This window comes from Erwinia papayae, from assembly GCF_058241465.1.
The window spans coordinates 1,236,539-1,261,630 of record NZ_JBZCHT010000009.1; the positions used below are offsets into that span (position 1 = coordinate 1,236,539).

20 protein-coding genes, 1 pseudogene and 1 other annotated feature are annotated in these 25,092 nt (G+C 48.6%); of the genes and pseudogenes, 1 reads left to right on the plus strand and 20 read right to left on the minus strand.

Annotation, left to right across the window (positions count from 1 at the left end; all coding sequences use genetic code 11):
* Positions 1-886: 886 nt before the first annotated feature.
* A complete protein-coding gene (locus AC3RPL_RS10675) occupies positions 887-2,290 on the minus strand; it encodes a methyl-accepting chemotaxis protein (RefSeq protein WP_490740000.1) in 1,404 nt (467 codons plus the stop codon).
* A gap of 340 nt (positions 2,291-2,630) precedes the next feature.
* Here AC3RPL_RS10675 and AC3RPL_RS10680 point away from each other — a divergent pair, with 340 nt between their 5' ends.
* Positions 2,631-4,412, plus strand: coding sequence for an EAL domain-containing protein (locus AC3RPL_RS10680; protein WP_490740001.1), 1,782 nt, complete (start codon positions 2,631-2,633; stop codon positions 4,410-4,412).
* Positions 4,413-4,416: 4 nt separating this feature from the next.
* On the opposite strand, the gene AC3RPL_RS10685 is transcribed toward AC3RPL_RS10680, so the two are convergent.
* The 19 genes and pseudogenes from AC3RPL_RS10685 to AC3RPL_RS10775 form a co-directional block, all read right to left on the minus strand.
* Positions 4,417-6,012, minus strand: coding sequence for a sensor domain-containing diguanylate cyclase (locus tag AC3RPL_RS10685; RefSeq protein ID WP_490740002.1), 1,596 nt, complete (start codon positions 6,010-6,012; stop codon positions 4,417-4,419).
* 130 nt (positions 6,013-6,142) lie between these two features.
* Positions 6,143-7,582 carry a protein adenylyltransferase SelO gene (locus tag AC3RPL_RS10690; protein ID WP_490740003.1) on the minus strand — a complete coding sequence of 480 codons (1,440 nt, stop codon included), beginning with the start codon at positions 7,580-7,582 and terminating at the stop codon, positions 6,143-6,145.
* A gap of 85 nt (positions 7,583-7,667) precedes the next feature.
* Positions 7,668-8,423 (minus strand): EAL domain-containing protein, encoded by a 756-nt coding sequence (locus tag AC3RPL_RS10695; RefSeq protein ID WP_490740004.1) that lies wholly within the window; start codon positions 8,421-8,423, stop codon positions 7,668-7,670.
* A gap of 370 nt (positions 8,424-8,793) precedes the next feature.
* Positions 8,794-9,252: an NlpC/P60 family protein gene (locus AC3RPL_RS10700; RefSeq protein ID WP_034936139.1), complete on the minus strand. Its 459-nt coding sequence runs from the start codon at positions 9,250-9,252 to the stop codon at positions 8,794-8,796.
* Positions 9,253-9,285: 33 nt separating this feature from the next.
* Positions 9,286-10,062, minus strand: coding sequence for a vitamin B12 ABC transporter ATP-binding protein BtuD (gene btuD, locus AC3RPL_RS10705; protein WP_490740005.1), 777 nt, complete (start codon positions 10,060-10,062; stop codon positions 9,286-9,288).
* The gene (locus AC3RPL_RS10710; protein WP_261640683.1) at positions 10,063-10,608 is read right to left on the minus strand and encodes a glutathione peroxidase; all 546 of its coding nucleotides are present in this window, start codon (positions 10,606-10,608) and stop codon (positions 10,063-10,065) included.
* A 43-nt stretch (positions 10,609-10,651) separates the two neighbouring features.
* Complete coding sequence (btuC, locus tag AC3RPL_RS10715) at positions 10,652-11,635, minus strand: vitamin B12 ABC transporter permease BtuC (RefSeq protein WP_490740006.1); 984 nt, start codon at positions 11,633-11,635, stop codon at positions 10,652-10,654.
* 117 nt (positions 11,636-11,752) lie between these two features.
* On the minus strand, positions 11,753-12,052 hold the full coding sequence (gene ihfA / locus AC3RPL_RS10720; protein ID WP_004157378.1) for an integration host factor subunit alpha: 300 nt from the start codon (positions 12,050-12,052) through the stop codon (positions 11,753-11,755).
* 4 nt (positions 12,053-12,056) lie between these two features.
* Positions 12,057-14,444: a phenylalanine--tRNA ligase subunit beta gene (pheT, locus tag AC3RPL_RS10725; RefSeq protein WP_490740007.1), complete on the minus strand. Its 2,388-nt coding sequence runs from the start codon at positions 14,442-14,444 to the stop codon at positions 12,057-12,059.
* Positions 14,445-14,459: 15 nt separating this feature from the next.
* Entirely contained in the window at positions 14,460-15,443 is a 984-nt protein-coding gene (pheS, locus tag AC3RPL_RS10730; RefSeq protein ID WP_490740008.1) for a phenylalanine--tRNA ligase subunit alpha, read from the minus strand.
* Between the two features lie 77 nt (positions 15,444-15,520).
* Positions 15,521-15,645 (minus strand) — a sequence feature (Phe leader region).
* A pseudogene (locus AC3RPL_RS10735) lies at positions 15,595-15,636 on the minus strand (hypothetical protein). Its footprint overlaps the feature before it by 42 nt.
* A 120-nt stretch (positions 15,646-15,765) precedes the next feature.
* The gene (gene rplT, locus AC3RPL_RS10740; RefSeq protein WP_034940476.1) at positions 15,766-16,122 is read right to left on the minus strand and encodes a 50S ribosomal protein L20; all 357 of its coding nucleotides are present in this window, start codon (positions 16,120-16,122) and stop codon (positions 15,766-15,768) included.
* Between the two features lie 39 nt (positions 16,123-16,161).
* Positions 16,162-16,359 carry a 50S ribosomal protein L35 gene (rpmI, locus tag AC3RPL_RS10745; RefSeq protein WP_004157374.1) on the minus strand — a complete coding sequence of 66 codons (198 nt, stop codon included), beginning with the start codon at positions 16,357-16,359 and terminating at the stop codon, positions 16,162-16,164.
* Positions 16,360-16,457: 98 nt separating this feature from the next.
* Positions 16,458-17,009: a translation initiation factor IF-3 gene (infC, locus tag AC3RPL_RS10750; protein WP_071995056.1), complete on the minus strand. Its 552-nt coding sequence runs from the start codon at positions 17,007-17,009 to the stop codon at positions 16,458-16,460.
* Positions 17,010-17,012: 3 nt separating this feature from the next.
* On the minus strand, positions 17,013-18,941 hold the full coding sequence (thrS, locus tag AC3RPL_RS10755; RefSeq protein ID WP_490740009.1) for a threonine--tRNA ligase: 1,929 nt from the start codon (positions 18,939-18,941) through the stop codon (positions 17,013-17,015).
* A 440-nt stretch (positions 18,942-19,381) separates the two neighbouring features.
* Positions 19,382-20,764, minus strand: a complete 1,383-nt coding sequence (locus AC3RPL_RS10760) for a TolC family protein (RefSeq protein WP_490740010.1) — start codon at positions 20,762-20,764, stop codon at positions 19,382-19,384.
* Between the two features lie 2 nt (positions 20,765-20,766).
* Positions 20,767-21,798 (minus strand): LpxL/LpxP family acyltransferase, encoded by a 1,032-nt coding sequence (locus AC3RPL_RS10765; protein ID WP_490740011.1) that lies wholly within the window; start codon positions 21,796-21,798, stop codon positions 20,767-20,769.
* Complete coding sequence (locus AC3RPL_RS10770; RefSeq protein ID WP_490740012.1) at positions 21,785-23,878, minus strand: peptidase domain-containing ABC transporter; 2,094 nt, start codon at positions 23,876-23,878, stop codon at positions 21,785-21,787. The genes AC3RPL_RS10765 and AC3RPL_RS10770 overlap by 14 nt, the downstream gene beginning before the upstream one ends.
* On the minus strand, positions 23,875-25,053 hold the full coding sequence (locus AC3RPL_RS10775; RefSeq protein ID WP_490740013.1) for an HlyD family secretion protein: 1,179 nt from the start codon (positions 25,051-25,053) through the stop codon (positions 23,875-23,877). Before AC3RPL_RS10775 ends, AC3RPL_RS10770 begins: the two co-directional genes overlap by 4 nt.
* Positions 25,054-25,092: the final 39 nt, after the last annotated feature.

The following is a 25,092-nucleotide window of genomic DNA, read 5'->3' on the forward strand; positions in this document are numbered from 1 at the left end:
ACTGGCACACCACAACCATCAGGGCGACAGATTCAGTCAGAAGAGACCAGATGCGAATTTCGCGCAGGTCCGCTGCCATCAGAACGGCCTGCCCGTATGCCGGTATGCGACAGGCCGTCGCTTATGAGCCCGTGAAGCCTGGCATTGCATCCGGTCTGATGCCACCCCTTCATGCTGTCAGAGCAGCCTGATAGGTGATTTCCGGAGCATTCTTAACGCCGCGAAGAAAGGATGACGCCGCGTTAAGAGCCCGCGGTTCTCACCTGTGAACCCAGCAAAATCAGCAACATGTTGCATTCTCACCTGCCGTGATTAACCCACAGCAGGTAATTAATGCTTATCAATGATAATTTTTTCGTCCACTGCTCTGTTGCCAAATTATCGTCCTGACATAAATGAACTTTAATGCCGGATAAAAATTTCGTCAGCACAGGCAACAGCAATCAATTAATGCCGTTATAGTGACACCCGGTTAATCTGCACGAAGATAATTTGTCGGGTTTTCTGTCTGTCAAATTTCCACTGAATAAATTTTTGCGTAAAAAGAAATATCCGGTAATTAAATCAAACTGGCAAACTTCACCTGCATTATTAATTTATCACTTAAGTGAGTAATCTGATTTAAATGCTGATGATGCAAAACCCCGTAATCTTTTGTTTAGCTGTCAGCTGCATCATATCTTAAATAATAAGAAGATAATTCTGACTAAATGATAACTACCGGCTTATGTGCTGTCGCTTTTTTCATTGCAGGCAAGGCGATATGCGCCCTGTGACGCACCTTTTCACAGGCATCAGGACGCGTTTACCATAAAACAGCGGTTGTGCAGCGGGGCAGGATGCGCGGATGACCGGGAGTCACCCTGCGCAAATTATCTGAAGGGGTTCAGCAGTGGCCAGGGGTGTTGGCAGGATGTGGCAGCAGCGCATTATCCGGCAGGGTAAAGCGGCGGATTACGCTGCCAAGGGCTTCGGTCTGGCCGCTCAGGCTGCCTGCGGACGCTGACACTTCCTGTACCAGCGAGGCATTCTGCTGGGTCACACGATCCAGCTCAGCTACTGCCAGCGTAATCATCGAGATCCCTTTGCTCTGCTCTTCTGAGGCAAGCGCAATCTGCCCAATCAGCTCGTTTACGCCGCCCACGCCGCGCAGTACTTCATCCATGATCGCCCCCGCGCTGTCTGCCGCGCTGCGCCCGTGATCAACCCGTGACACCGTATCCGCAATCAGTTGCTCAATTTCTTTCGCTGCGGTGGCGCTGCGCTGCGCCAGTGAACGAACTTCGCTCGCTACCACGGCGAAGCCTCGCCCCTGGTCCCCGGCACGCGCCGCTTCCACTGCCGCGTTCAGCGCCAGAATGTTAGTCTGAAACGCAATGCCATTAATGGTGGCGGTAAACTGGCGGATTTTTTCTGAACCTTCGGCAATGCCGTTCATCGCTGACGCCACGGTTCTGACCAGCTGTTCCCCTTTATGGGTGCTGTCGGCCGTCTGCCCCGCCAGCTCCCGTGCATCGCGGGCATTACCGGCGTTATGACTTACCGTTGCGGTCAGCTCCTCCATGCTGGCTGCGGTCTGCTCCAGCGCCGCCGCCTGCGTCGCGGTACGGTCGGAAAGATCAGCATTCCCGGCAGCAATGCCATTTGCTTCTTTGTTCAACACCACGGCATTGTCGCGGATGGCCTGCACGGTATCCAGCAGGCTGTGCTGCATCTCTCTGACCAGTGGCACCAGCTGTCCGACACAGTTACGTCCCAGATCTTCAGGCTCTCGGGTCAGGTCACCGCTGGCAATCACCCTGAAGTGGGCGCGGATTTTCCCGACCGGCCGTACCAGATGCACCACCAGATAGCGGTCACAAAAAATCAGCAGCACCGCCGCCGCCAGCAGTGCAGAAATAAATATGGTATCAAGACGATGGCGTTCAGCGCCGACATCAAAATCGTCGTGCGCCAGTTCTCTCTGCAGGGTCATTAACCGCTCACGCGCGGCTGAGGTGTAGACCGCTTCTGCTGCACCCAGCGCATTACGGTAGCTACTCCAGTCAGCGTCCGACGGGACCTGTGTCGCCAGGGCACTCTTTTCCTCTGCGCTGCCACTCTGTCTGACAAGGTCGGCATGAGTAAGGAAAGCCAGCTGTTGTGCCAGCACTTCGGTGCGGTCACTGTGCCGGTACATATCACGCAGAACCAGCGAGCTGTAGCCCCCCGCCAGCGCAATAACAGTGAAGGAAATAATCATTATCCAGAGGACGACCCGGCGGATAGTGAAATGTCGAAGTAAATTCATGAGATAATCCTGAAGTTGTTATTATAAAAATTATAAACCGAATAATCATTCCCCTAATTACAGAGATTTTGTTGCTACCCGGTATTTTGTTGCGCTTATTCTGGCAGGCAATCAGAAAAAAGAAACCGGAGGACGATTAAATTAATATATCGTCAGAACGTAAAGATTTGGTCGAGGCAAAATAAATATGACAAAGGGTCAGGAAAAGCCTACTGTATCGGGCATACCAATACATTAATCGTTTTTACCTGTCGCAGAAATCGCATTTTACGGTGCCCCCTCACTGTATATTAATTTTTTTTAGTTTCGCTCCGGAAACACTCCGGTGCGGAGGACACACATGCTTAATCATCTCACCGGCGATGTTGCTCGCCGCGTACTGGCGCTTCATGCACTGCGCACTTCCGACGAAAGCCGGGATGATGTGCTCAGAAGATTTGCCCTGCTCGCCAGTCACGCGCTGGGTATTCCCGGCAGTTTTATCTCCGTTCTTGATGATGAACATCAGTACATTCGTGCCGCCTATAATTTTGCGCTTAAGCAGTCCTCCCGCCACGATTCCCTTTGTCGTTACGTGGTGGACAGTGATAATGCGGTGGTGGTGTCCGATACACTGCTCGACGTCCGCTTTGCGGAGCATCCTTTTATTACCGGCGCACCCTTCATCCGCTTTTACGCGGGTGTACCATTAAAAAACTGTGAAAACGTCATTCTGGGCACATTCTGCGTCACTGATACGCAACCCCACACTTTCACTGACGAGCAGATTGCCACTCTGAAACTGCTGGCCGCGCTGGTGATGTCTTTTCTGCAAGCCTGGTATTCCGCCGGATTTGCCGATCCGGTAACCGGCCTGCCCAACCGTCAGCGCCTTATCCGTGATTTGCATTATCTGGCGTCAACCGGTGACAACACGCCACGCCGCCTGTTGCTGATTGACTGCATTGATATGCCGCGCGCTTACGAACTGGCCCGCTCAATGGGGATGGGACCGGTAGAGAGCCTGCTGAAAGATATGGCTATTTTGCTGCCTCTGCGCCTGAAGCCAGCGGGGGATGACGCGCTTTATACCGTGGCGACCGGGCGTTTCGCCCTGCTCACCCGTCAGGAAAGTCACATTGACGCGAACTGGGTAGCCGGACGGCTGGAAGGTATCAGCGCCGACCTGGGTGAGGGTCTGACGGTGGCGATGACCACGCATACCGGTGAAGAAAACTTTATTACCGGTGAGGTAGCGCCACAGGAAATACTGCGTCGGACGGTTAGTGCACTGCATGAAGCGATCCGTCTTGATATACCCGCTTTTCGCTTCAGTCAGGGCAGTGATGAGACCACCACCCAGGACTTTATGTTAATGAACGACCTGGCCAGCGCTCTGCGCAATGATTTGGGACTTTATCTGGCTTACCAGCCCAAAATTTGCCTGCACACCGGCCGACCGGTTGGGCTGGAAGCCCTGATCCGCTGGCGGCATCCGCAGCGGGGTGAATTATCACCCGCAATGTTTGTTCCGCTGGCTGAACAGACTGACCTGCTCAGCGCCATGACATCCTGGGTCACTGACCGGGTGATCAGACGGCTGACGCGATTACGCAATCACTGCATTCAGCTACCGGTCACTATTAACGTCAGCGGCAGTGATTTCGCCCGCGAGAATTTCGCCGATCAGCTTGAAGATAAAATGATCAAGGCGCAGTTGCCTACCTCATTACTGGGCATTGAGTGTCTGGAAACGGAACGGCTGATTGAAAGCCCGGCAGCCCTGCGCGGCATGGAAATGCTAAAGCTCAGAGGATTTGGCATCTCACTGGATGATTTCGGTACGGGTTACAGTAACATCAGCTATCTCAGGCGCATGCCGCTGGATGTGATTAAACTCGATCGCTCGCTTATCAGTGGCCTTTCTTCTGATACCGCCTCGCGTGTTATCGCCCGCAGCATCATTTCCATGCTTAAAGAACTCGACTACACCGTACTGGCTGAGGGCGTGGAAAACGAAGAAATTGTGACCGTACTGGCCGAGTATGGATGCGATCAGGCGCAGGGATACTTTTATTCCAAACCGCTGCCCGAGCAGGAACTGGACAGCTGGTTACAGTGGAAATTCCGTGGATTGTGTTGAGTGTTCAGCTGATATCGGCATCCTCGCCCGCTGCGTAAGGGATAAAATCACCGGACCGGAAGACCACAACCTGATTTCGTCCGGCACCTTTTGCCGCATACAGTGCCTCATCCGCCCGACGCAACAGCGTTTCTCTGTCACCACAGTCGCGCAGCGCTGCCACACCCAACGAAATAGTCATGTGACCGACAAAGGGAAATGCCGCAGAACTGACCATCTGGCGGATCCGCTCTGCCATGCAGGCAGCGGTATCCGGTTCGGTACAGGGCAACATGACAATGAATTCTTCCCCGCCAAACCGACTGACCACGTCGCCGCCACGACACGCCTGACGCAGTAGAGAAGCCAGGCTGACCAGCACCTCATCACCGCCTTCGTGACCGTACCAGTCATTAATTTTTTTGAAATGGTCAATATCAATGGCGATGATGCACTGCTCCGGATCGTCACCCAGTTCGGCCGCCAGCATGGTGAATCCCCGGCGGTTGTGCAGGCCGGTTAGCGGATCGGTCATCGCCTCGTCATTCAGCGCAGCCACCCGGCCAGCCACCGCCCGTCTGTTCACCTGCACCGCCTCTTTCAGGCGATCGGCTTCATGATACCAGGCATTGACCGAGGCAAGCGATTCCGGCGTGGCATCACTCCCGCCTTCCCGTACCATACCTGCCAGCCTCTCCAACGGAGAAGAAATCCGCGTCGCCAGGAAAGCCATAATGGCGGCAATCAGGGTGATAATGGCAACAATAAACCACATCACATTTCCGGCAGTGCGCCACATAATTCCTCTGACGGTCTGCGATGTTCCCGATATGAAAATATTCCAGTCGGTCTTATGCATACTGGCATAGCCAGTGAGATAATTTCGGCCCGCTTCCTGTGAGGTAAAATGCCCGCTTTCCGTTACCGCCAGCTGCCGCTGGAGTGCGGGGCTGAGCAACATATGTTGCCCTACCCTCGCCCGGTCATGACTGAAAATGACCAGACCCTCATTGCTGACGATACTGATTGTTGACCCCGTCGGGTAAAAATGCTGGCTGATAATATCACTGAGCATGCTCTGTTTTTTCAGGAAGATAGTGCCGCCAATGTAGCCGATGTAATGACCATCAGCAGAGAAGACCGGCTGAGACAGAGAAACCACATAATTGCCAGATGCTGAGACAAAAGGTGATGATATAAAAGGTTTTTGTGTAGCAATGGCACGACGACTTGCATCGGACTGAAGTTTCACTCCGACCAGATTCAGGCTCTCCGGCGACGTGGCAGCGACCACCGCGTCAGTGTTTACCACCACTACCGTATTAAAGAAACCTGATTGCAGCCGCAGACGTTCGGTTTCCTGCCGCAGCAGCTGCGTGTTGTTCAGTTGGGTTATCTGGCTGGCGCTCCAGGCCAGTTCCCGCTGAGCGGTGATGAGATAACGGTCGGTGGTATCCGCCAGCTTGCGGGCATAGGCAATGTTGCTCTCCAGCAGGCTGTCTTCAATATTCGCTTTCTGAAAGATCAGCAATGCGCTCAGCAGCAACCCTGAGGTCAGGATAACGCCACCTGCTGAGAGTGAGGTAAGTAACGTCCTCAGGCGAGGCTTGGTACGAAACATGTTTGGCTGCCCGCAAGTAAGATGTCTTTTGAGTGTAACAGTTACAGGATTAAAACAATCGTAAATAAAATAACTGTTTGTATCGCCATCAGACGATTCGCCGGACCATCCTGCGCATTTGACGACGGAATCAGCTGGAACAACTGATTTCCAGTGTTCTGGCCCATTCCGGCGGACGTCCCAGAAAATCAGCATGTTCTGTATGGTCAGCAAAGGGTTGACTCAGTGCCTGGTGCAGCCTGGAAAGCAACTGCCTGTCGTCCTGTTCAGCCCGCTCAATCACCTGCTGCGCGAGATAATTTCGCAATACGATGGAGGGGTTTGCCCGCTTCATTTGCTGTTGTCGTTCAGCATCGCTCCGCTGTTCCTGTAACAGGCGCTGACGATAAATATTATACCAGCGGTCAAAGGCTTCGCGGTCGATAAACTCATCCCGCAGTGGAGAACGCGACTGCTGTTGTTCTGTATCGCTCAGTTTGCGGAACGTCAGCGTATAATCGCTGCCCTCATTGCTCATCAGGGTTAGCAGCCCGGTGAGAATGTCATTGTCTTCCGGTTCACGACTCAGCAGTCCCAGTTTTGATCTCATCCGCTCCCCCCAGGCCCGCATCAGTTCTGGCTCATATTCTGCCAGCGACTGACTGAGCTGTGTGCTGTCCAGCAGTCCTGACAGTGAATGCGCCAGACGATTCAGATTCCATAGCCCGACAACCGGCTGATTAGCAAAGCTATAGCGCCCCTGATAATCGGAATGATTACAGATGAAGTCCGGCTGATAGCCGTCGAGAAAACCATAAGGACCATAGTCCAGCGTTAATCCGAGGATCGACATATTGTCAGTATTCATCACGCCATGTGCAAAACCAATGCTTTGCCAGTGGGCGATCAGTCGGGCGGTACGACGGACCACATCGCTGAACCACAGCTGATATCGCTGTGGTTCCTGCTGCCATTGTGGCCAGTGATGGCGAATAACGTAATCAGCCAGCTGACGTACTTTTTCTGGCTGCCGGGCATAAAAGAAATGTTCAAAATGACCAAACCGGACATGATTTTCTGCCACCCGTAACAGCATGGCACCCCGTTCGGTCGTTTCACGACTAACGGGTTCGTCGCTGGTGACAATGGTCAGCGCACGGGATGTTGGCACACCGAGGGCATGCATGGCTTCACAGGCGAGAAATTCACGCACGGTGGAACGCAGCACTGCCCGACCATCGCCCATGCGTGAATAAGGTGTCAGCCCCGCCCCTTTAAGATGCCAGTCCAGCTTGCGTCCATCGTCTGTCTGCTGCTCGCCCAGTAACAGCCCGCGGCCATCGCCCAGCTGGCCGGCCCAGACACCAAACTGATGACCGCTGTAAACCTGGGCAAGCGGCTGCATCCCTTCCAGCAGAGCGGCACCGCTCCATAACAGTCCTGACTCTTCACCGAATGCATTTTCATCCAGCTGAAGTTCATGCGCCAGAGACTGGCTGTGATAAAGCAGACGGGGATTTTTCAGGGGTGTTGGCTGCACAGCCGTATAAAAACCTGTCAGCTCATTGTGCCAGGTATTATTAAATCGCATTAATGTGCCCTCTGGGTTAAGCATTGCGGTATTCCGGGCCGCCTCACTGCCAGTGTAGCCTTCTGTGCCCGGAGTTAACACCGACTTAACAAGGGGTTATTAAGGGCCGCAGACCTGATAATTCTGCGGGAGGCGCAATCAGGGAATAAAGCGCCTCTTCACTGACCGGAGCAAAAAGAGAACTTTGAATACCGTGGAAATCAAAATGGCTGACTTTTTTAAACAGGGACGGGTCTTCGATACCCTGCACAATCACTCTCTCGCAGTGAGGTCGAATATGCTCCAGCAAGGCAGTGATAAAGGGTTTAAAAGACAGTCTTTTAATATTGTGTTGAACAAAACCTTTATCCAGTTTAATTGAAGTGAAGAGATTGTCATAAATCGCTTTGGAGGGGGATTTACCCGCGCCATAATTATCCAGACTTAAGTCAAATAGCTGACTCAGCGCGAATAAACAGGGATTATCTTTACCTTGTTTGAGGTCTGGAAAATTTTCATTAATTTCAATTTCGATCCATCTCAGTGCAGCCAGCCTTCGGGTTACAAATTCATTTTCCAGAATGGCGACAGCAAGAATTTCATCTGCTTTCAGCGCCACTTTTACATTATGTCGGAGAAAGAAATCAGCATGCTTTTCGATAATATTCAGCTGGGTTTGCAACAAAGTTATCCGCTGTATCTGATTTAACTGCGGCAACAGCAAATCCTGTGGGATAGCCACATTAGCGCTGGTGTGCATGAAATGGGTCAGCACCCCAACCGAGATCAGCTGACCGCCGAAACTGTAGGTCGGGGAGAAAGTGGTGTAACTTTTATAATCCGCTTCCAGATGGACTTTCATTTTATTTAGCCGTAAACGAGTGGCAATTTATGCAGCCTGAACAAACTGATAACAGCCCTTCGGGTAGCCTTATCACGCGTTCAGAATGCCTGTGCAGAAATGATAAAACATCCAGCAAAAAGCTAAGCTACCACAACTCCTGAATAAAAGATGCTTAACAATTAAGTCGGGCTGATGGAATTAGCTACCGTCCGGACTTTTACTTTAAACAACCTTTACAAAAATATGACATAAAGTTGCTTTCAGATACAAATTGACGTCATTTGTTGCCTGTCATCGGGCTAAAACTCAGCCATAACTTATTATCTTTTCATAAATCAAATGGGTGATAAATGAACATAAAATAATTAACGCGCTAAATATGCCGCCATTAAATGCGTCGTGCCTGCCAGAATACTTTTTTCCAGTAAACATTATCCAGCGAAGAACGGATAACTCCCTGACTGGTGGATGCATGAATGAACTGGTTGTCAGTATCATAAATGCCTACGTGCAATCCATTCTCACCCCGACCGGTTTTGAAGAAAACCAGATCGCCGGGTAACAGCTCATCCCTGGAGATACGTGTACCAATATCGGTTTGCGCTGAGGTGGTCCGGGGTAGTTGCAACGCAAAACGATCGCGAAACGTAATATAAACAAAGCCAGAACAGTCAATTCCTCCCCTTCCTATGCCACCATAGCGGTAAGGTGTACCCTGCCACTGGCCAAGCTGATCGTTGAGTTGGGCAATGACGGTAATAGAATCAGCGAGACGACCATTTGGTGGAGGGGCATGGCTGCTGCAACCAGCAAGAACAACAATGATCAACAGAAGCCAGTAACGCATATGCGGTTCCCTCAGAAGATGCGACTACTCTACTCATAAATGGGTCCGGCAGGCAAGGTTACCGGAGTCTTCAGGTAATGTTGTCAGAAAGGGCGGGCCTGCCGTGTTGAGGCGGCGAAAAGGGATACCGTATATCTCGCTGACAATCTCTGCCTGTAGCACCTCAGCAGCAGCGCCCTGATGGCGCAACTCCCCGTTTCCCAGCAGCCACACCCGATGAGCATAATGCAGGCTGTGATTGATATCATGGCTGCTCATGATTACCGTCAGCCCGTCAGCCACCCGCCGGGCGAGATAGCGATCAAAAGCTCTCTGTCGGGCCAAATCTAACCCGGTAAGCGGTTCGTCAAGTAACAGCAACTGGCCTTCCGGCTGAGCGGTCTGGATGCATACCGCAGCCAGTCGTACCCTTTGCCATTCGCCGCCTGAGAGCTGATGTAACGGACGGGTAAGTTTGTCAGACAGCAAAAAAATATCACAGACAGCCATTACCGTCTGTTCATCCGCGGGCCTGTCACCAACCAGATGCATATTAAGATAATGCCAGACGGGCATGTTACCTGGCGGCATGTGCTGTTGGACAAGCCAGCCACGATGCCGCGCCAGCCTGCTGGCAGAGTAGCGCGTTATCGGAATGTCGTTAAACAGCACCTCTCCGCGGGTCGGTGTCAGACCAGACAGACAGGCCAGCAAGGTACTTTTGCCCGCTCCATTGGGGCCAAGCAGATGGATAAGTTCGCCCTGCGCCACGCTGACACTGAAAGGCGAAAGGCGTTGCGCTACGGCAACGCCCTTACACTCCAGCAGCATTTATTTTTCCAGCGCCTGCCTGATGCTGTCGGTCAGCAAAGGATGCTCTGGTTCCATATCCGGAGAGAATCGCTGTAACACGCTACCATCACGGCCTATCAGGAATTTTTCAAAATTCCACAAAATATCACCCGGCTCTTTCGGTTCGCGCCCCTTACTCACCATCCGTTGCAGGAAACCGCTTCCTTCCGGCGCGACAGCCTCTGGCTGCGCGGCCACCAACTGCTGGTACAAAGGATGGCGTTGAGGCCCGTTAACCTCAATCTTACTGAACATCGGAAAAGTCACGCCGTAAGTGGTGGCACAAAACGTTTTTATCTCTTCTTCGGAGCCCGGCTCCTGCCCCAGAAACGCATTGCAGGGAAAGCCCAGCACCGAGAATCCCTGGCTGTGCAGGCGGCTGTGTAGCTGTTCCAACTGCTCATATTGCGGGGTGAGACCACACTTTGATGCCACATTGACCACCAGCAATACTTCGCCCTGCCATTGCGCCAGCGAGGTATTTTCCCCATCAAGCGTAATCAGTTTTGTGTCGAAAATAGTCATCACGTTTTCCTGTTTCAGTAAAGAGAAGGCAACCGCCTGATAATCAGGTGCGGTTGCGTAGCAGTAGCCAGATAAATACCGGTGCGCCTGCTGTCGCCGTGACCAGCCCGACGGGCAGTTCTGCTGAGGCTATCGCCACGCGCGCAACCACATCCGCCGCCAGCAGTGCCACGCCACCGGCCAGCGCACAGCATGGTAACAGCATTTGATGATTGTTAATGCCATTCAGACGCAGGATATGCGGGATAACCAGCCCCACAAAACCGATGGCCCCCGCCAGCGCCACGCTGACGCCGATCAGCCAACCGGTTGCCAGCACCAGAAGATTTCGCCATAACAGCAATCGCAAACCCAGTTGACGGGCGGGGATTTCCCCCAGAGCAATCAGATCCAATACCCGCCAGCGCGAGCACAGCCAGAGCAATACCGGCAGCGCGCCGAGCATCAGCCAGCGATAACGCCAGTCAATACCCGAAAAACTGCCCATCATCCAGTACATCAGTTGCCGCAGATCCTGCTCCGTGCTGAGACAGACCACCCAGGTAACAAGGGCACTACAGATAATCCCCAGCGCAATGCCGGCCAGCAATAGTCGACTGTTTGAGCGCTGCATTTGCGAAATGTGCAGCAAAATTAGCGTCACCAGCAAAGCGCCCCCGATAGCGAACAGGCTGAGTTGCCAGAGTATCTCAACGCCGGCGAAAATACTCAGTACCAGACCGACGCCAGCCCCGTTCGATACCCCTAACAGGCCGGGTTCGGCAAGGGGATTTTCAAACAGCGCCTGCATCACTGCTCCGGTAACCGCAAGTGATGCTCCCACCACCAGCACGGCCAGCGTTCGCGGCAGACGTAGCTGCCAGACAAACAGCCTGCCGTTTTCACTGAACCAGTCGGTCGGGGTCAACCAGCGGTCACCCGCGCTGAGACTGACTGCCACCATCAGCAGCACAAACAGCGCCAGGCCAGCCAGCCATAATTGCTGCTTTCGACGGATCTGTTCCTTCTGTCGGGAAAACGGCGTCACGACGAAATTGTCCGATATACGAATACGCTAATAATCTGACTCCTGCGCAGGCATCCTGAATATGCCGTTTCAGACAATGAAAAAGGCCGCATCAGCGGCCTTTTGAGATAGCAGAAATCAGTCTTCTTTTGGCGTGGCGTTTTCAACCCGACTTTTGAGCTTCTGCCCAGGCCGGAAAGTGACCACACGACGCGCCGTAATCGGAATATCTTCACCGGTCTTAGGGTTACGTCCAGGACGTTGATTTTTGTCGCGAAGGTCGAAGTTGCCAAATCCTGACAGTTTGACCTGCTCACCATTTTCCAAAGCCCTGCGGACCTCTTCAAAAAACAGTTCTACCAGCTCTTTGGCATCCCGTTTGCTAAGTCCAAGCTTTTCAAACAGGTATTCGGACATTTCAGCTTTTGTAAGCGCCATAGGTTCAATCCCTCAAGGTTGCCTGGAATCGCTCTTCTAATGCCGCAACACATTTGGCGACGGTTGCGGCAATCTCCTCTTCTTCGAGTGTCCGGCTGGTATCTTGCAAAATCAGGCTGATAGCAAGGCTCTTAAAACCTTCATTCACGCCCTTACCACGGTACACGTCAAACAAGTTTACGCCAACTATCTGATTTACGCCAACTTTCTTACACTCTGCGATGATATCTGCTGCCGGAACACTTTCTGCAACCACGACGGCGATATCACGGCGATTTGCCGGGAAGCGTGAAATCTCGCTGGCATCAGGCAGGACGCGGTCTGCCACCTTATCCCATTCCAGTTCGAACACCACGGTACGACCGTTAAGATCCAGTTTACGCTCAAGTTCCGGGTGCACCACACCAATAAAACCAATACGGGCATCCTGCAAATAAATTGCCGCACTCTGCCCGGGATGAAGTGCAGGATTAGCTTCAGCACGGAAGGTGATATCAGATGATTTACCGGTAAGATCGAGCACGGACTCCAAATCACCTTTCAAATCATAGAAGTCAACGGTCTGGCGCGCCAGATCCCAGTGCTCTTCGTAGCGTGCGCCGCTGATAACACCTGCCAGCATAACATCCTGACGGATGCCCAGGTCTGCCTGCGCATCCGGTATAAACCGCAGTCCACTTTCGAACAGTCGCACCCTGCTTTGCTGACGGTTTTGATTGTAAACCACCGCGGTCAGCAGCCCGGTCCACAGCGAAAGACGCATCGCGGACATCTCGACTGAAATCGGAGCAGGTAATACCAGTGGTTCAATGCCCGGATGCAACAGCGCCTGCAATTTAGGATCAACAAAGCTGTAGGTGATGGCTTCCTGGTAGCCTTTATCTACCAGCATCGCTTTCGCGCGCTTCAGAGAAAGTTCAGCTTCACGGTGGGAAGTCATTATCAGACCGGCCCGCACCGGGACATCAGGGATATTGTTGTAACCGTAAACGCGGGCGACTTCCTCGACCAGATCTTCTTCAATCGCGATATCAAAGCGCCAGCCTGGCGCTGTTGCCTGCCAGTACCCATTGCCTTCAGTAACGTCACAGCCCAGACGACGTAAAATGTCGCTCACTTCATCGTCTGAAATAACATGGCCGATCAGTCGGTCCAGTTTTTCACGACGCAGCGTGATGGTTGCACGCTCTGGCAGCGATGCCCTGTCGGTAACATCAATAACCGGACCGGCTTCGCCGCCACAAATTTCCAGCAGCAGACCGGTGGCACGCTCCATCGCTTTGTACTGTAATTGCGGGTCAACACCACGTTCGTAACGATGCGAGGCATCGGTATGCAGGCCATGACGACGCGCGCGACCGGTGATTGACAGCGGACTGAAGAACGCACTCTCCAACAGCACGCTACGCGTCGATTCACTGACACCTGAATGTTCGCCACCGAAAATTCCGGCCATTGCCAGTGGTTTATGATGGTCAGCAATGACCAGGGTATCGTTTTTCAGTTTTGCATCGCTACCATCGAGCAGCGTCAGGGATTCCCCTTCTTCTGCCATACGCACCACAATGCCTCCCTCGATCCGATCAAGATCGAAAGCATGCATCGGCTGTCCCAGTTCAAGCAGCACAAAGTTGGTGATATCCACCACCGGATCGATAGAGCGAATACCACAACGGCGCAGTTTCTCTCTCATCCACAGCGGCGTGGCAGCCTTAACGTTGATGTTTTTTACCACCCGTCCCAGATATCGCGGACATTCTTTAACCGCATCCACCCGGATGGGCAAAGTATCGGCAACAGTTGCAGCAACGGTGTTCACCACGGGCTCAGTCAGCGCCATTTTGTTTAACATCGCCACGTCACGGGCGATACCAATGATGCCCAGGCAGTCAGCGCGGTTCGGCGTAACGCTGATTTCGATGGTGTTATCATCCAGTTGAAGATACTGACGGATATCACTTCCGACTGGCGCATCCTGCGGCAGTTCAATAATCCCACTGTGATCGTCGGCAATCCCCAGTTCAGAAAATGAGCACAGCATCCCTTCTGAAGGTTCGCCGCGCAGTTTAGCGGCCTTGATTTTGAAATCACCGGGAAGTACTGCACCCACGGTTGCCACGGCGACTTTCAACCCCTGACGACAGTTTGGTGCGCCACAAACGATATCTAACAGGCGTTCGCCGCCAATATTGATTTTGGTTACCCGCAGTTTATCCGCATTCGGATGCTGACCACACTCGGTGACCTCACCCACGACGACACCGTGAAATGCACCCGCAACCGCATCGACGCCGTCAACTTCCAGACCGGCCATGGTTATCTGTTCGGACAGGGCGGCGCTATCGATGGCCGGATTAACCCATTCGCGTAGCCAGAGTTCGCTGAATTTCATTGCTGTTAACCGCCCTTATTTAAACTGTTTGAGGAAACGTAAATCATTCTCGAAGAAGGCGCGCAAATCAGTGACGCCATAGCGCAACATGGTCAGGCGCTCCATGCCCATACCAAAGGCAAAACCGGAATAAATTTCCGGATCAATACCGACATTGCGCAGCACATTCGGATGCACCATGCCGCATCCCAGAACTTCCAGCCACTTACCGTTTTTACCCATCACATCCACTTCGGCGGACGGTTCAGTAAACGGAAAATAAGAGGGACGAAAACGCACCTGTAAATCCTGTTCAAAGAAGTTATTCAGGAAATCGTGCAACGTCCCCTTCAGATTGGTGAAGCTGATATCTTTATCAATAATCAGACCTTCCATCTGATGGAACATCGGGGTATGGGTCTGGTCGTAGTCGTTACGATAAACACGCCCCGGCGCGATAATACGTATCGGCGGCTTCTGATTCATCATCGTGCGTATCTGTACCCCAGAAGTCTGGGTGCGTAACAGACGAGTGGCATCAAACCAGAACGTATCGTGATCGGCACGAGCCGGGTGATGTCCCGGTATATTCAGGGCATCGAAGTTGTGATAATCATCTTCAATCTCGGGACCGGTTTCCACAGCAAAACCCAGTTCACCAAAAAACGTCTCAATACGGTCAATCGTTCGGGTGATGGGGTGCAGCCCACCATTCTCTGTGCTACGCCCGGGCAGAGATACATCGATGGTTTCCGCCGCCAGACGCGCATTCAGTGCTGCTGATTCAAGATCATTTTTGCGGGCATTCAATGCATCCTGTACCAGCTGCTTTGCTTCGTTGATCACCGCGCCGGCTGCCGGACGCTCTTCGGCAGGCAGTTCACGAAGTGTGGTCATCTGCAAAGTCAGATGGCCTTTTTTCCCGAGATATTCGACACGTACCGTATCTAACGCGGCAACATCGTGTGCATCGACAATGGCTGCTTTCGCGTTCGCCACCAGTTCAGCGAGATGTGACATGCTTTCCTCTTCTTCCAGCCGCCGTGGCCGGTCTGTTTTTATGTGGACGAGTTCGCCCTGGATTTGCCACGCCAGAAACAAAAAAAGCCTCCACGAGGGAGGCTTTCAGCGCGATTTTTCGTTTCTTCTCTTAGCGCAAGCCTCCTGAAATTCAGGTGCTAAAGTAAAAAAAGAAACGAAAACTCGCATTCATGCAGGCATTACCTTGTAGTTGAAGTGAATTCTGAAAACGACTGCTCTATTGAAAAGGGCACAGATAAAAAAGTCAATTTTTTCAACAGTAAAAAATAAAAGAGGGAGCAAGCTCCCTCTTTCATCTGACTTACGCCAGTGCTGATTTTGCTTTTTCAACGAGGGCAGTAAAGGCCACTTTGTCGAAAACAGCGATATCAGCCAGGATCTTACGGTCGATCTCAATAGATGCCTTTTTCAGGCCATTGATGAAACGGCTGTAAGACATTCCGTTAGTGCGTGCCGCAGCGTTGATACGCGCGATCCACAGCTGACGGAACTGACGCTTACGCTGACGGCGGTCACGGTAAGCATACTGACCAGCTTTAATGACAGCCTGGAAGGCAACGCGATAAACACGCGAACGTGCACCGTAGTAGCCTTTAGCTTGTTTTAAGATTTTTTTGTGACGTGCGCGAGCAACTACACCACGTTTTACACGAGCCATTTAGCTCTCCTGTTTAATATTCTGTTTGAAAAAAATGACTTATGCGTATGGCAGGCAGGCAATAACCAGGCCCAGATCGCCTTTTGACACCATGCCTTTTGGACGCAGGTGACGTTTACGCTTAGTTGATTTCTTCGTCAGAATATGACGCAGGTTTGCGTGTTTACGCTTAAAGCCGCCAGAGGCGGTCTTTTTAAAGCGCTTAGCCGCGCCACGTACAGTTTTAATCTTTGGCATTTAAAACATCCACTTCGCATTGTTAATAAAATGAACCAGACAGGCGAATAAAAAGACACTGTGACCGAAGCCACAGTGCTTGATATTGCTTTAATGGCCTACTGCTTCTTCTTCGGAGCGAGCACCATAATCATCTGACGGCCTTCAATCTTCGAAGGGAAGGATTCGACAATCGCCAGATCCATATCGTCACACAGATCTTTACGGACGCGATTAAGCACTTCCATGCCGATCTGCTGGTGCGCCATTTCACGACCACGAAAACGCAGCGTAATTTTGGCTTTGTCACCCTCTTCCAGAAAGCGAACCAGGTTGCGTAGTTTTACCTGATAGTCGCCATCATCGGTACCAGGACGGAATTTAATTTCCTTAACCTGGATAACTTTTTGCTTTTTCTTCTGTTCTTTAGAAGATTTGCTTTTTTCGTAGAGGAACTTGCCGTAATCCATAATACGGCAAACCGGCGGCTCGGCGTTAGGGCTGATTTCAACTAAATCAACGCCTGCTTCTTCAGCTTTTTCTAAAGCTTCATTCAGACTGACAATACCAATCTGCTCGCCATCGACGCCTGTCAGACGAACCTCATTGGCGCGAATTTCTCTGTTAATGCGATTAGGACGCGCCGGTTGAACTCGTTTTCCGCCTTTAATACCTTATTCCTCCAGTTGATGAAGATTGCGACTGCGGATTTCTTCCAACAGTTTCGCGATCGCTTCATTTACGTCCATGCTGCCCAGGTCTTTACCACGGCGGGTGCGGACGGCAACTTTGCCTGCTTCCACCTCTTTATCACCACAAACCAGCATATAAGGGACACGACGTAAAGTGTGCTCGCGGATTTTAAAGCCAATCTTCTCGTTTCTCAAGTCCGCTTTTACACGAATGCCCGCATTCTGAAGTTTTCGGGTCAATTCTGCAACATATTCGGACTGACCATCGGTGATATTCATCACCACCACCTGTACCGGAGCGAGCCAGCTTGGGAAAAATCCGGCATACTCTTCGGTCAGAATACCGATAAAGCGCTCCACAGACCCCAAGATGGCGCGGTGGATCATTACCGGCACCTGGCGATCGTTATTTTCACCGACATATGACGCACCAAGGCGTCCTGGCAGCGAGAAGTCAAGCTGCACGGTGCCACATTGCCATGCGCGATCCAGGCAGTCATGCAGGGTAAATTCAATTTTGGGACCGTAGAACGCCCCCTCACCCGGCTGGTACTCAAACGGGATTTGGTTCTCGTCAAGCGCCGCAGCAAGGTCCGCTTCAGCGCGATCCCACATTTCATCAGAACCAATGCGCTTCGCCGGACGGGTGGAGAGTTTGACGGCGATTTTTTCGAAGCCGAAAGTGCCGTACATGTCATAGACCATGCGGATACAGCTGTTTACTTCAGCACGCACCTGCTCTTCGGTACAAAAGATATGAGCATCATCCTGAGTAAAGCCCCGCACCCGCATCAGCCCATGAAGGGCCCCGGAAGGTTCGTTACGATGGCAGCTACCAAATTCAGCCATGCGCAGCGGCAGATCGCGGTACGATTTCAGTCCCTGGTTGAAGATTTGGACATGTCCGGGACAGTTCATCGGTTTGATACAATATTCACGATTCTCCGAACAGGTGGTAAACATCGCTTCTTTATAGTTTTCCCAGTGCCCGGTTTTCTCCCACAGCACCCGATCCATCATCAGCGGACCTTTGACTTCCTGGTAGTCATACTCCGTCAGCTTGCTGCGAACGAAAATCTCCAGCTCACGGAAAATGGTCCAGCCGTCGTTGTGCCAGAATACCATTCCCGGCGCTTCTTCCTGCATATGGTACAGATCGAGCTGCTTACCAATTTTACGGTGATCGCGCTTGGCGGCTTCTTCCAGACGCAACAGATAAGCGGCCAACTGCTTTTTATCAGCCCAGGCCGTACCGTAAATTCGCTGCAACATTTTATTGTTGCTGTCGCCCCGCCAGTAGGCGCCTGAAATTTTTTGTAATTTAAAATGGTGGCAGAAACGCATATTAGGCACATGCGGTCCACGGCACATATCAACATATTCCTGATGATGATAGAGGCCCGGACTGTCGTCATGGCTGATGTTTTCATCAAGAATCGTCATCTTATAAGTTTCGCCACGCGCGGCGAAGGCGTCACGCGCTTCCTGCCAGCTGACCTTTTTCTTAATGACATCGTAATTTGTTTCAGCCAGCTGGTGCATACGCTTTTCCAGCAGCTCAATGTCTTCCTGGGTCAACGTGCGATCAATGTCAACGTCATAATAAAAGCCGTTATCAATAACCGGACCGATCGCCATTCTGGTATCCGGCCACAGCTGTTTGATAGCGTGCCCTAAAAGGTGAGCGCAGGAGTGACGAATAATTTCCAGCCCGGCTTCATCCTTAGCCGTGATAATGGCGACATTTGCGTCGGTGCTGATTGGATCAACCGCATCGACCAGCTCACCATTTACCCGACCAGCGATACAGGCTTTTGCCAGCCCCGGACCAATATCCTGAGCAATATCCATAACGCTGACAGCATGATCAAACTTACGCTGACTTCCATCAGGAAGAGTAATTACAGGCATGTAACATCCTTAAATGCAGTGGTAACCCGTACGCAAGGCTACATACAAAGTTTAATTTTGTATATATATCATGGCATTACATCTTAAAATCAACTCACATTTGTCGATTTGAGGCAATGTCCTGACACACAGAGTCAAAGGCATCGACGTGAAGAAACCTTTGAAGGGGGATTATCTTACACGCCACAGGCGCTAAATGCACGGCATGAGCAAAGAGGAAGCCTGCCTGTGCTGGCATTTCCCTTTTCTTGTTAATTATGCTGCTACCGACAGTGAGGCTAACTTTCACCGGAAGGTATGAAAAGATCTAAGTTTTTCAAGCCCGGAAGTAATGAATTGTAATCTGAAGATGAGCGGGTTTCACAGGATATTCAGGCGATTGTTTAAATCGCATAATCCTTACTGAATTTCGCAGTGAGACCTTTTGTCATACACATAATCTAACCGCCAATAGCTTTCAGTAAAGCCACTGTATAGGCCATCATCTGGTGTCGGTTACTTTCCAGCTCCGTTTCGGCCGTGTAGGCCAAATCAATCGCTTCATAATAGTTGTAGAGATCCGCATAGCCTGCTGTGTAGCGGGCATTCAGTTTAATAAAATTATCCCGATGTTGTGCCACCTCAGCCCTGGCCGCACTATACAGATGTTCATATGCCGCAAGATTGTTCGTTGCGTTCTGAATATCCAATAACGCCTGAGCCACTGTTTTACGATATTCAATAACGGTTATCACCTGCTGCGAACGGGTATAATTAAGGTTGGCATAATTCTTAGGCCAGTTAAAAACAGGTAATACTATTGAGGGTGTGAACGTCCAGCTTCCAGAAAGATTACTTAATATATGACTGAAATCATCAGAAGTATTCCAGGCACTGGCATACAAATTAAATACTGGCAGGAACGCTGCCCGTGCTGCACCGATTGACCCATTGGCTGATTTAATTTTCATCTCCGCAGCAATAACATCAGGACGATTAAAAATTACTTCGGAAGTGATTTTTTGGGGCAAAGACAGAATCTGATAATCTCCTGAAATTTTTTTCCAGTCAGAAGTATTCAGCCATGGCGAGTGATATCCGGATAAAAATTCCAGTTTATTAATTCGGTTAATAATCTCCCTTTGCAAATTTTCCAGGTTGGTGTTGTCACTAGCCCTGCCCCGTAAAAATTTAGATACAATAACAACATCAATCTGTCCGGCGTCTTTAAGGGCATCAATTTTTTTCTGAATCTCGTCAAGTTTACTCTTTTTATCGTTCAGAAGATGCCAGACCTTAATCATATAAAGCGTTTCATACCAGTTGGTAGCAAGATCTGACATTAACGTCAGTTTAACTCCGGCAGCCACACTTTCATAATTCAATCTATCGTATTTTGATGCCTGCACCTCATTAATTTTTTTACCCCATATATCAACTTCATAGGAATCGACACCAATTGCGCTTTGATAGTTTTCTGTTTTACTTCGGATTTTCTCGGCAGTAAGTAAGTTGGTCCCACTGCTCATACTGGTACTTTTCGAGGATGTAAGCTTAACACCAGGCACAAAATCAAATACAGAGCTCAGCGTACTGGCTCTGGCGGCGATAATACGCTGCATAGCTTGCTGAAGATCATAATTGTTAATCAGCGCATGCTCAAGTAAATCCAGCAAGGGTTTATCAGCAGCAAAAAGGTCATAGAAGCTGTAGCGATTAACTACGCTGCCGGCCTTCAGCTCAACAGGATGATCGATAACAGTATCTGGTTTCTCGTAATCAGGAGCCAGCGAACAACCGCTGAGAGTTAAAATCAGAATAAGATTACAGGTATTTTTCAGCATAATCAGCTTTCAGGATGAGTATATTTGTAATTCAGCCGCGCAAATTTCGCAAGCTCCCTTTCATTTTTTAACTTCAGTTGTGAATAAGGCGCATGATAGTAAGAATCTAAAGAAGTCATAAAATGCCACTGATGAGGATTTTCCTTAATGCAGGACTCAACATATCTGAGCATTAACTTATCAACGTCTGACTTTCCGGAAAAAAGCGCGGACGGAGACATCTTTACCACATACTTTTTCTCAGAAATTGAATAAACGGATGAAACAAAATTAATTCCCAGTTTCATTTTTTCCGCAACAGAGAGTATTCCGGTCGTCATATATCCTTTTCTATTGAAAAAGTTGACAGAATCAACCGCACCGTTATAAACACCAGAGCAATAGCAAAAAAGATCATAAAAGATCGCCACAACGCTTTTCGGATTTTTAAGATAACGGATAATTTTGAGGAGAGCTCCCGTATCATGTATGTTAATAAATAAAACATCCACACCAGGAATGTTTATTTTTTTGTACATCTCAAGAATTTCATCAGTAATTGGCTGATAGACAGGTACAATAAATTCACATCCCATATTCTGATACTGCCGTGCCATCGTCAATATTGACAACCAGTAATCTCCGGTATGGGTAAAAAGCAGTAGCTTGCCAGGTTCATTGCCTGATGGCAGTAAATAACAGTTGCGATCGAGGAAATTTCTGATTTGCATCCAATCAGATTCATTAAGAGAAATCCTGATATATTCTGACATTAACTTATTTAAAATTAACAACCTGGAAAAATCTTTCCCACCATACTTAAAAAATGACCTGGCGAGATATAAAGCCGATGAGGATGAGTATTTTTTAGCAAGAAATCTTTTAAAAATAAAAGCAATCAGACTTAACATGGCATATACAATGCGCATATTTGCATAACGGAAAGTAAGTCTGGATATTATTTTTGTTATTTTTTCAATAAATAAAAAAACAAAGCCATTGAATTTCAAATTCATTTTTGTTCTTAGCTTAAGTCTGATATTATATTGTACCAATTTTTACTTCCTTACCAATCGCAGTTATCAGGCACGAGTCATGGGAAACAATAAGGCATGCCATTGGCAATTTTTTAATAAGATCAATCATACTTTGTCTCGACTGATCATCCAGATGAGATGTAGGCTCATCCAGAAAAATAATTTCTGGCTTACGATATAACGCACGAGCCAACATCAAACGCTGCTTCTGGCCGGATGAAAGTCTTGCCCCATTGACACCTAATCGTGTATTCAGACCAGCAGATAGCGAACGAATAGCTTGTCCCAGACAGGCATTATCAATACATTTTTCGAGAAGCTCCATATTAATATGCTCGCTCTCGTAAATAATATTCTCAGTGATACTTCCATTAATAATTTTATCATCAGGGGTGACTAATGAAATTTGTTCCTGATATTGATATTCGCCAAATTTACTCAGAGGAATATTATTAACCAATACCCGGCCTGACGTTGGCTTTAACAGACCAGCAATGATATTGAGTAATGTCGACTTACCGCAGCCGGACGGTCCCGTCAGTACCATTTTTTCTCCTGCTGCAAGTGAAAAATTTATATTTTTAATGAAAGCATCATCAAGATTACTGTATGAGAAAGCAACATCCTCAACGGCTATCTTCTCTACCCTTTCTCTTTTTTTTGTCGCGCAACTGCTAAATTCCTCGGCTATCAACGTTGTCTCTGGGTTAATATCCTGCAGTCTCCGGACCTCCACAGAACATATTTTCAGATTAACATGATTCTCAACCATAGTCTGAATATTGTTCATCAGGCAATTTTTATAGAAAATAAAAGATATTAACTGGCCAGCTGTATTATCCCCTTTAAGAACTCCCCAGGCCCCCACTCCCATAATGATCAATGTCTGAATATGAGATATTGTAGTTATCGATAACTGGACTAATGCATTGATTTTTTCAATTGCAGAACGATTATCTTCAAGTTCAGCATGATGATAAAACCAGCTACTGACTTTATGATGACCGGTATGGCTGATTTTTATCATACCTATATTGTCTATCGATTCCAGTAAGCTATTGTCTCTCCTTATTTCTGAATCAAGTGCAGAATATTGCCTGGACATCAGGGCTGATAGCAACATTATCCTGACAAGCACCATACCGCCAGTTACGGCCACCGTGAGTAAGGCCAGATCAAAACTGATTATAAACAGTAAAACAACAAATACACCTGCAAAAAAGGCATCTACAACAATATCCAGCCAACCATGAGTGAAAATCATGTGAAATACATCAACAGATTTTATTTTTCTTAGCAAATCTGAAGGCATTCTCTTATTAAAAAACTTCAAATCCATCTGGAAGAGTTTACTTACTATATTCACACCTTCAAACTGTGATATAGCCCGACGTAGTCTTTGTGATATGACTATTTTTAAATAACTACTGACAGACTGAATCAGATAGACAAAAGAAAATATGTAGATCAGTAAGAACAACAAGTCCTGATCATTACCCGCTAATACCTCATCAAAAATAAGTGACATAAATTTTGGTATAGCGATATTCGTTAACTGAATAACAACCGCCATCGCGAACAGCGGCAGCATATAAGATTTATATTTTACCAGACCACGGGAAAACTCTTGCATACTGAAAAAGTTTTTTGGTTTTTTCTCACTAACTTCATTCTCCTTTTCTGTAGAGAAATTTTCTCCAGGCAGAATTTCGAGAGCCACTCCTGAAAAATACTTTAGCGTCTCTTCTATGCTAAAGCAACGACTGCCAGTTGCAGGATCCATGACTTCAATACGTTTACGTCCCACATTCTTAAGAACAACAAAGTGGCAATTATCCCAAAGCAATATGGCTGGTTTGTCCAACTCATCAAGCGCATCAGCAGTTATATTTACGCCTGTTGCGATCATATTATTTTCAGCGCAAATTTTCATCAAATGATAAAATGACAAACCATCAAGATTAACATCGTATTTATTACGAAGTTTTTCCAGACTAATTTTTCTACCGTATATGTTGGAGATATAACTGATACAGGCAAGTCCACACTCTGCGGCCTCATCCTGCAATACATCCTTTGTTCTGAATTTATTTTTCATTCTGCAAAATCCGGATTGCGATTAAACGATTTTTTCACAGGCATAAACAGCCAGGCCAGTAAACTTTGTCCTGGCTGACGTAAGGAGGTAGTAACAGACATACCATCATTTAAAAAATCGACAGGAATCTTATTGTATTTGTCATCATCAATAATTTTAAGCTTCACGCGAAACAGCGACTCTTTCTCATCCAAACTGACTTGTGTAGGAGTCTGTGAGATATTTGTAATGCCTGCGCTCAACATGCCATAAGCTTCATAAGGAAAGGTGTCCACACGCAAAAAAATCTTTTCCTGTTGGTTAATCAACCCTATCTGGCTGCTAGTGAGATAAAGTATGACTATTGGCTTTTTATCGGCATCTTCTTTGATTATCATCGAAGGTGTTTTTCCATCGACGAAATCCCCTTTTAGAATACCTATATCATGAACTTTCCCGGCAACAGGAGAGGTCACCACATACTCCTGGTCCATCTGGATTTTGTTCATTTCATTAGCCAGTTCGCGCTTTCTGGCCTCAATTTCATTTTTATTTCTGAGCAGCTCCCGCTCCATTCTGAGATAGTTTACTTCCTGCTCTGCCCGATTTTGCAACAAAGTACTCTTCTCTACTTCTGTTTTTTTTATGGCAAGCTCATTATCGATAATTAGTTGCTTCAGACTCTCTACATCTGACTTATTAACTGATTTTAACTTCAATAAAGCATTTAATTCTTTCAGTTGTTTTTTGTATAAAATATTTTTACGCTGATAGTCCTTTTCTATTTCTTGAAGTTTCTTATCTTTTTCCTCAAAACGATGAAACAGAATTCCCTCCTGTTTTTTTAGCATATCCCATTCGCGTTCATAGAATTCACTTTCTGATTCAACCTCTTTTTTGGCCTGAGTGAGCCGTGAAACGGACTCAGTCAGCATACTGTTACCATTTTGCTGATCTCTCACATCCTGCCACGGAAGTGCAACACGGAATAAAGGTACTCCTTTATTAACGTACTCACCTTCACGGACATAAATTTCTGAAACATTTCCGACTTTACTGGCGGCAACACGATAAAAAGATTCATTTCTTATTAAACCTCTTGCCGTTTCCTTTTTTCCATATGTCCCTTGCATCAGAATTGCAATAAATGCAACCATAATTATCGCTACCGCAGATGTATAAACACTCATCGCCAATGGAGATTTTCTCAGGCACTGATTAAACTTGTCATTCAT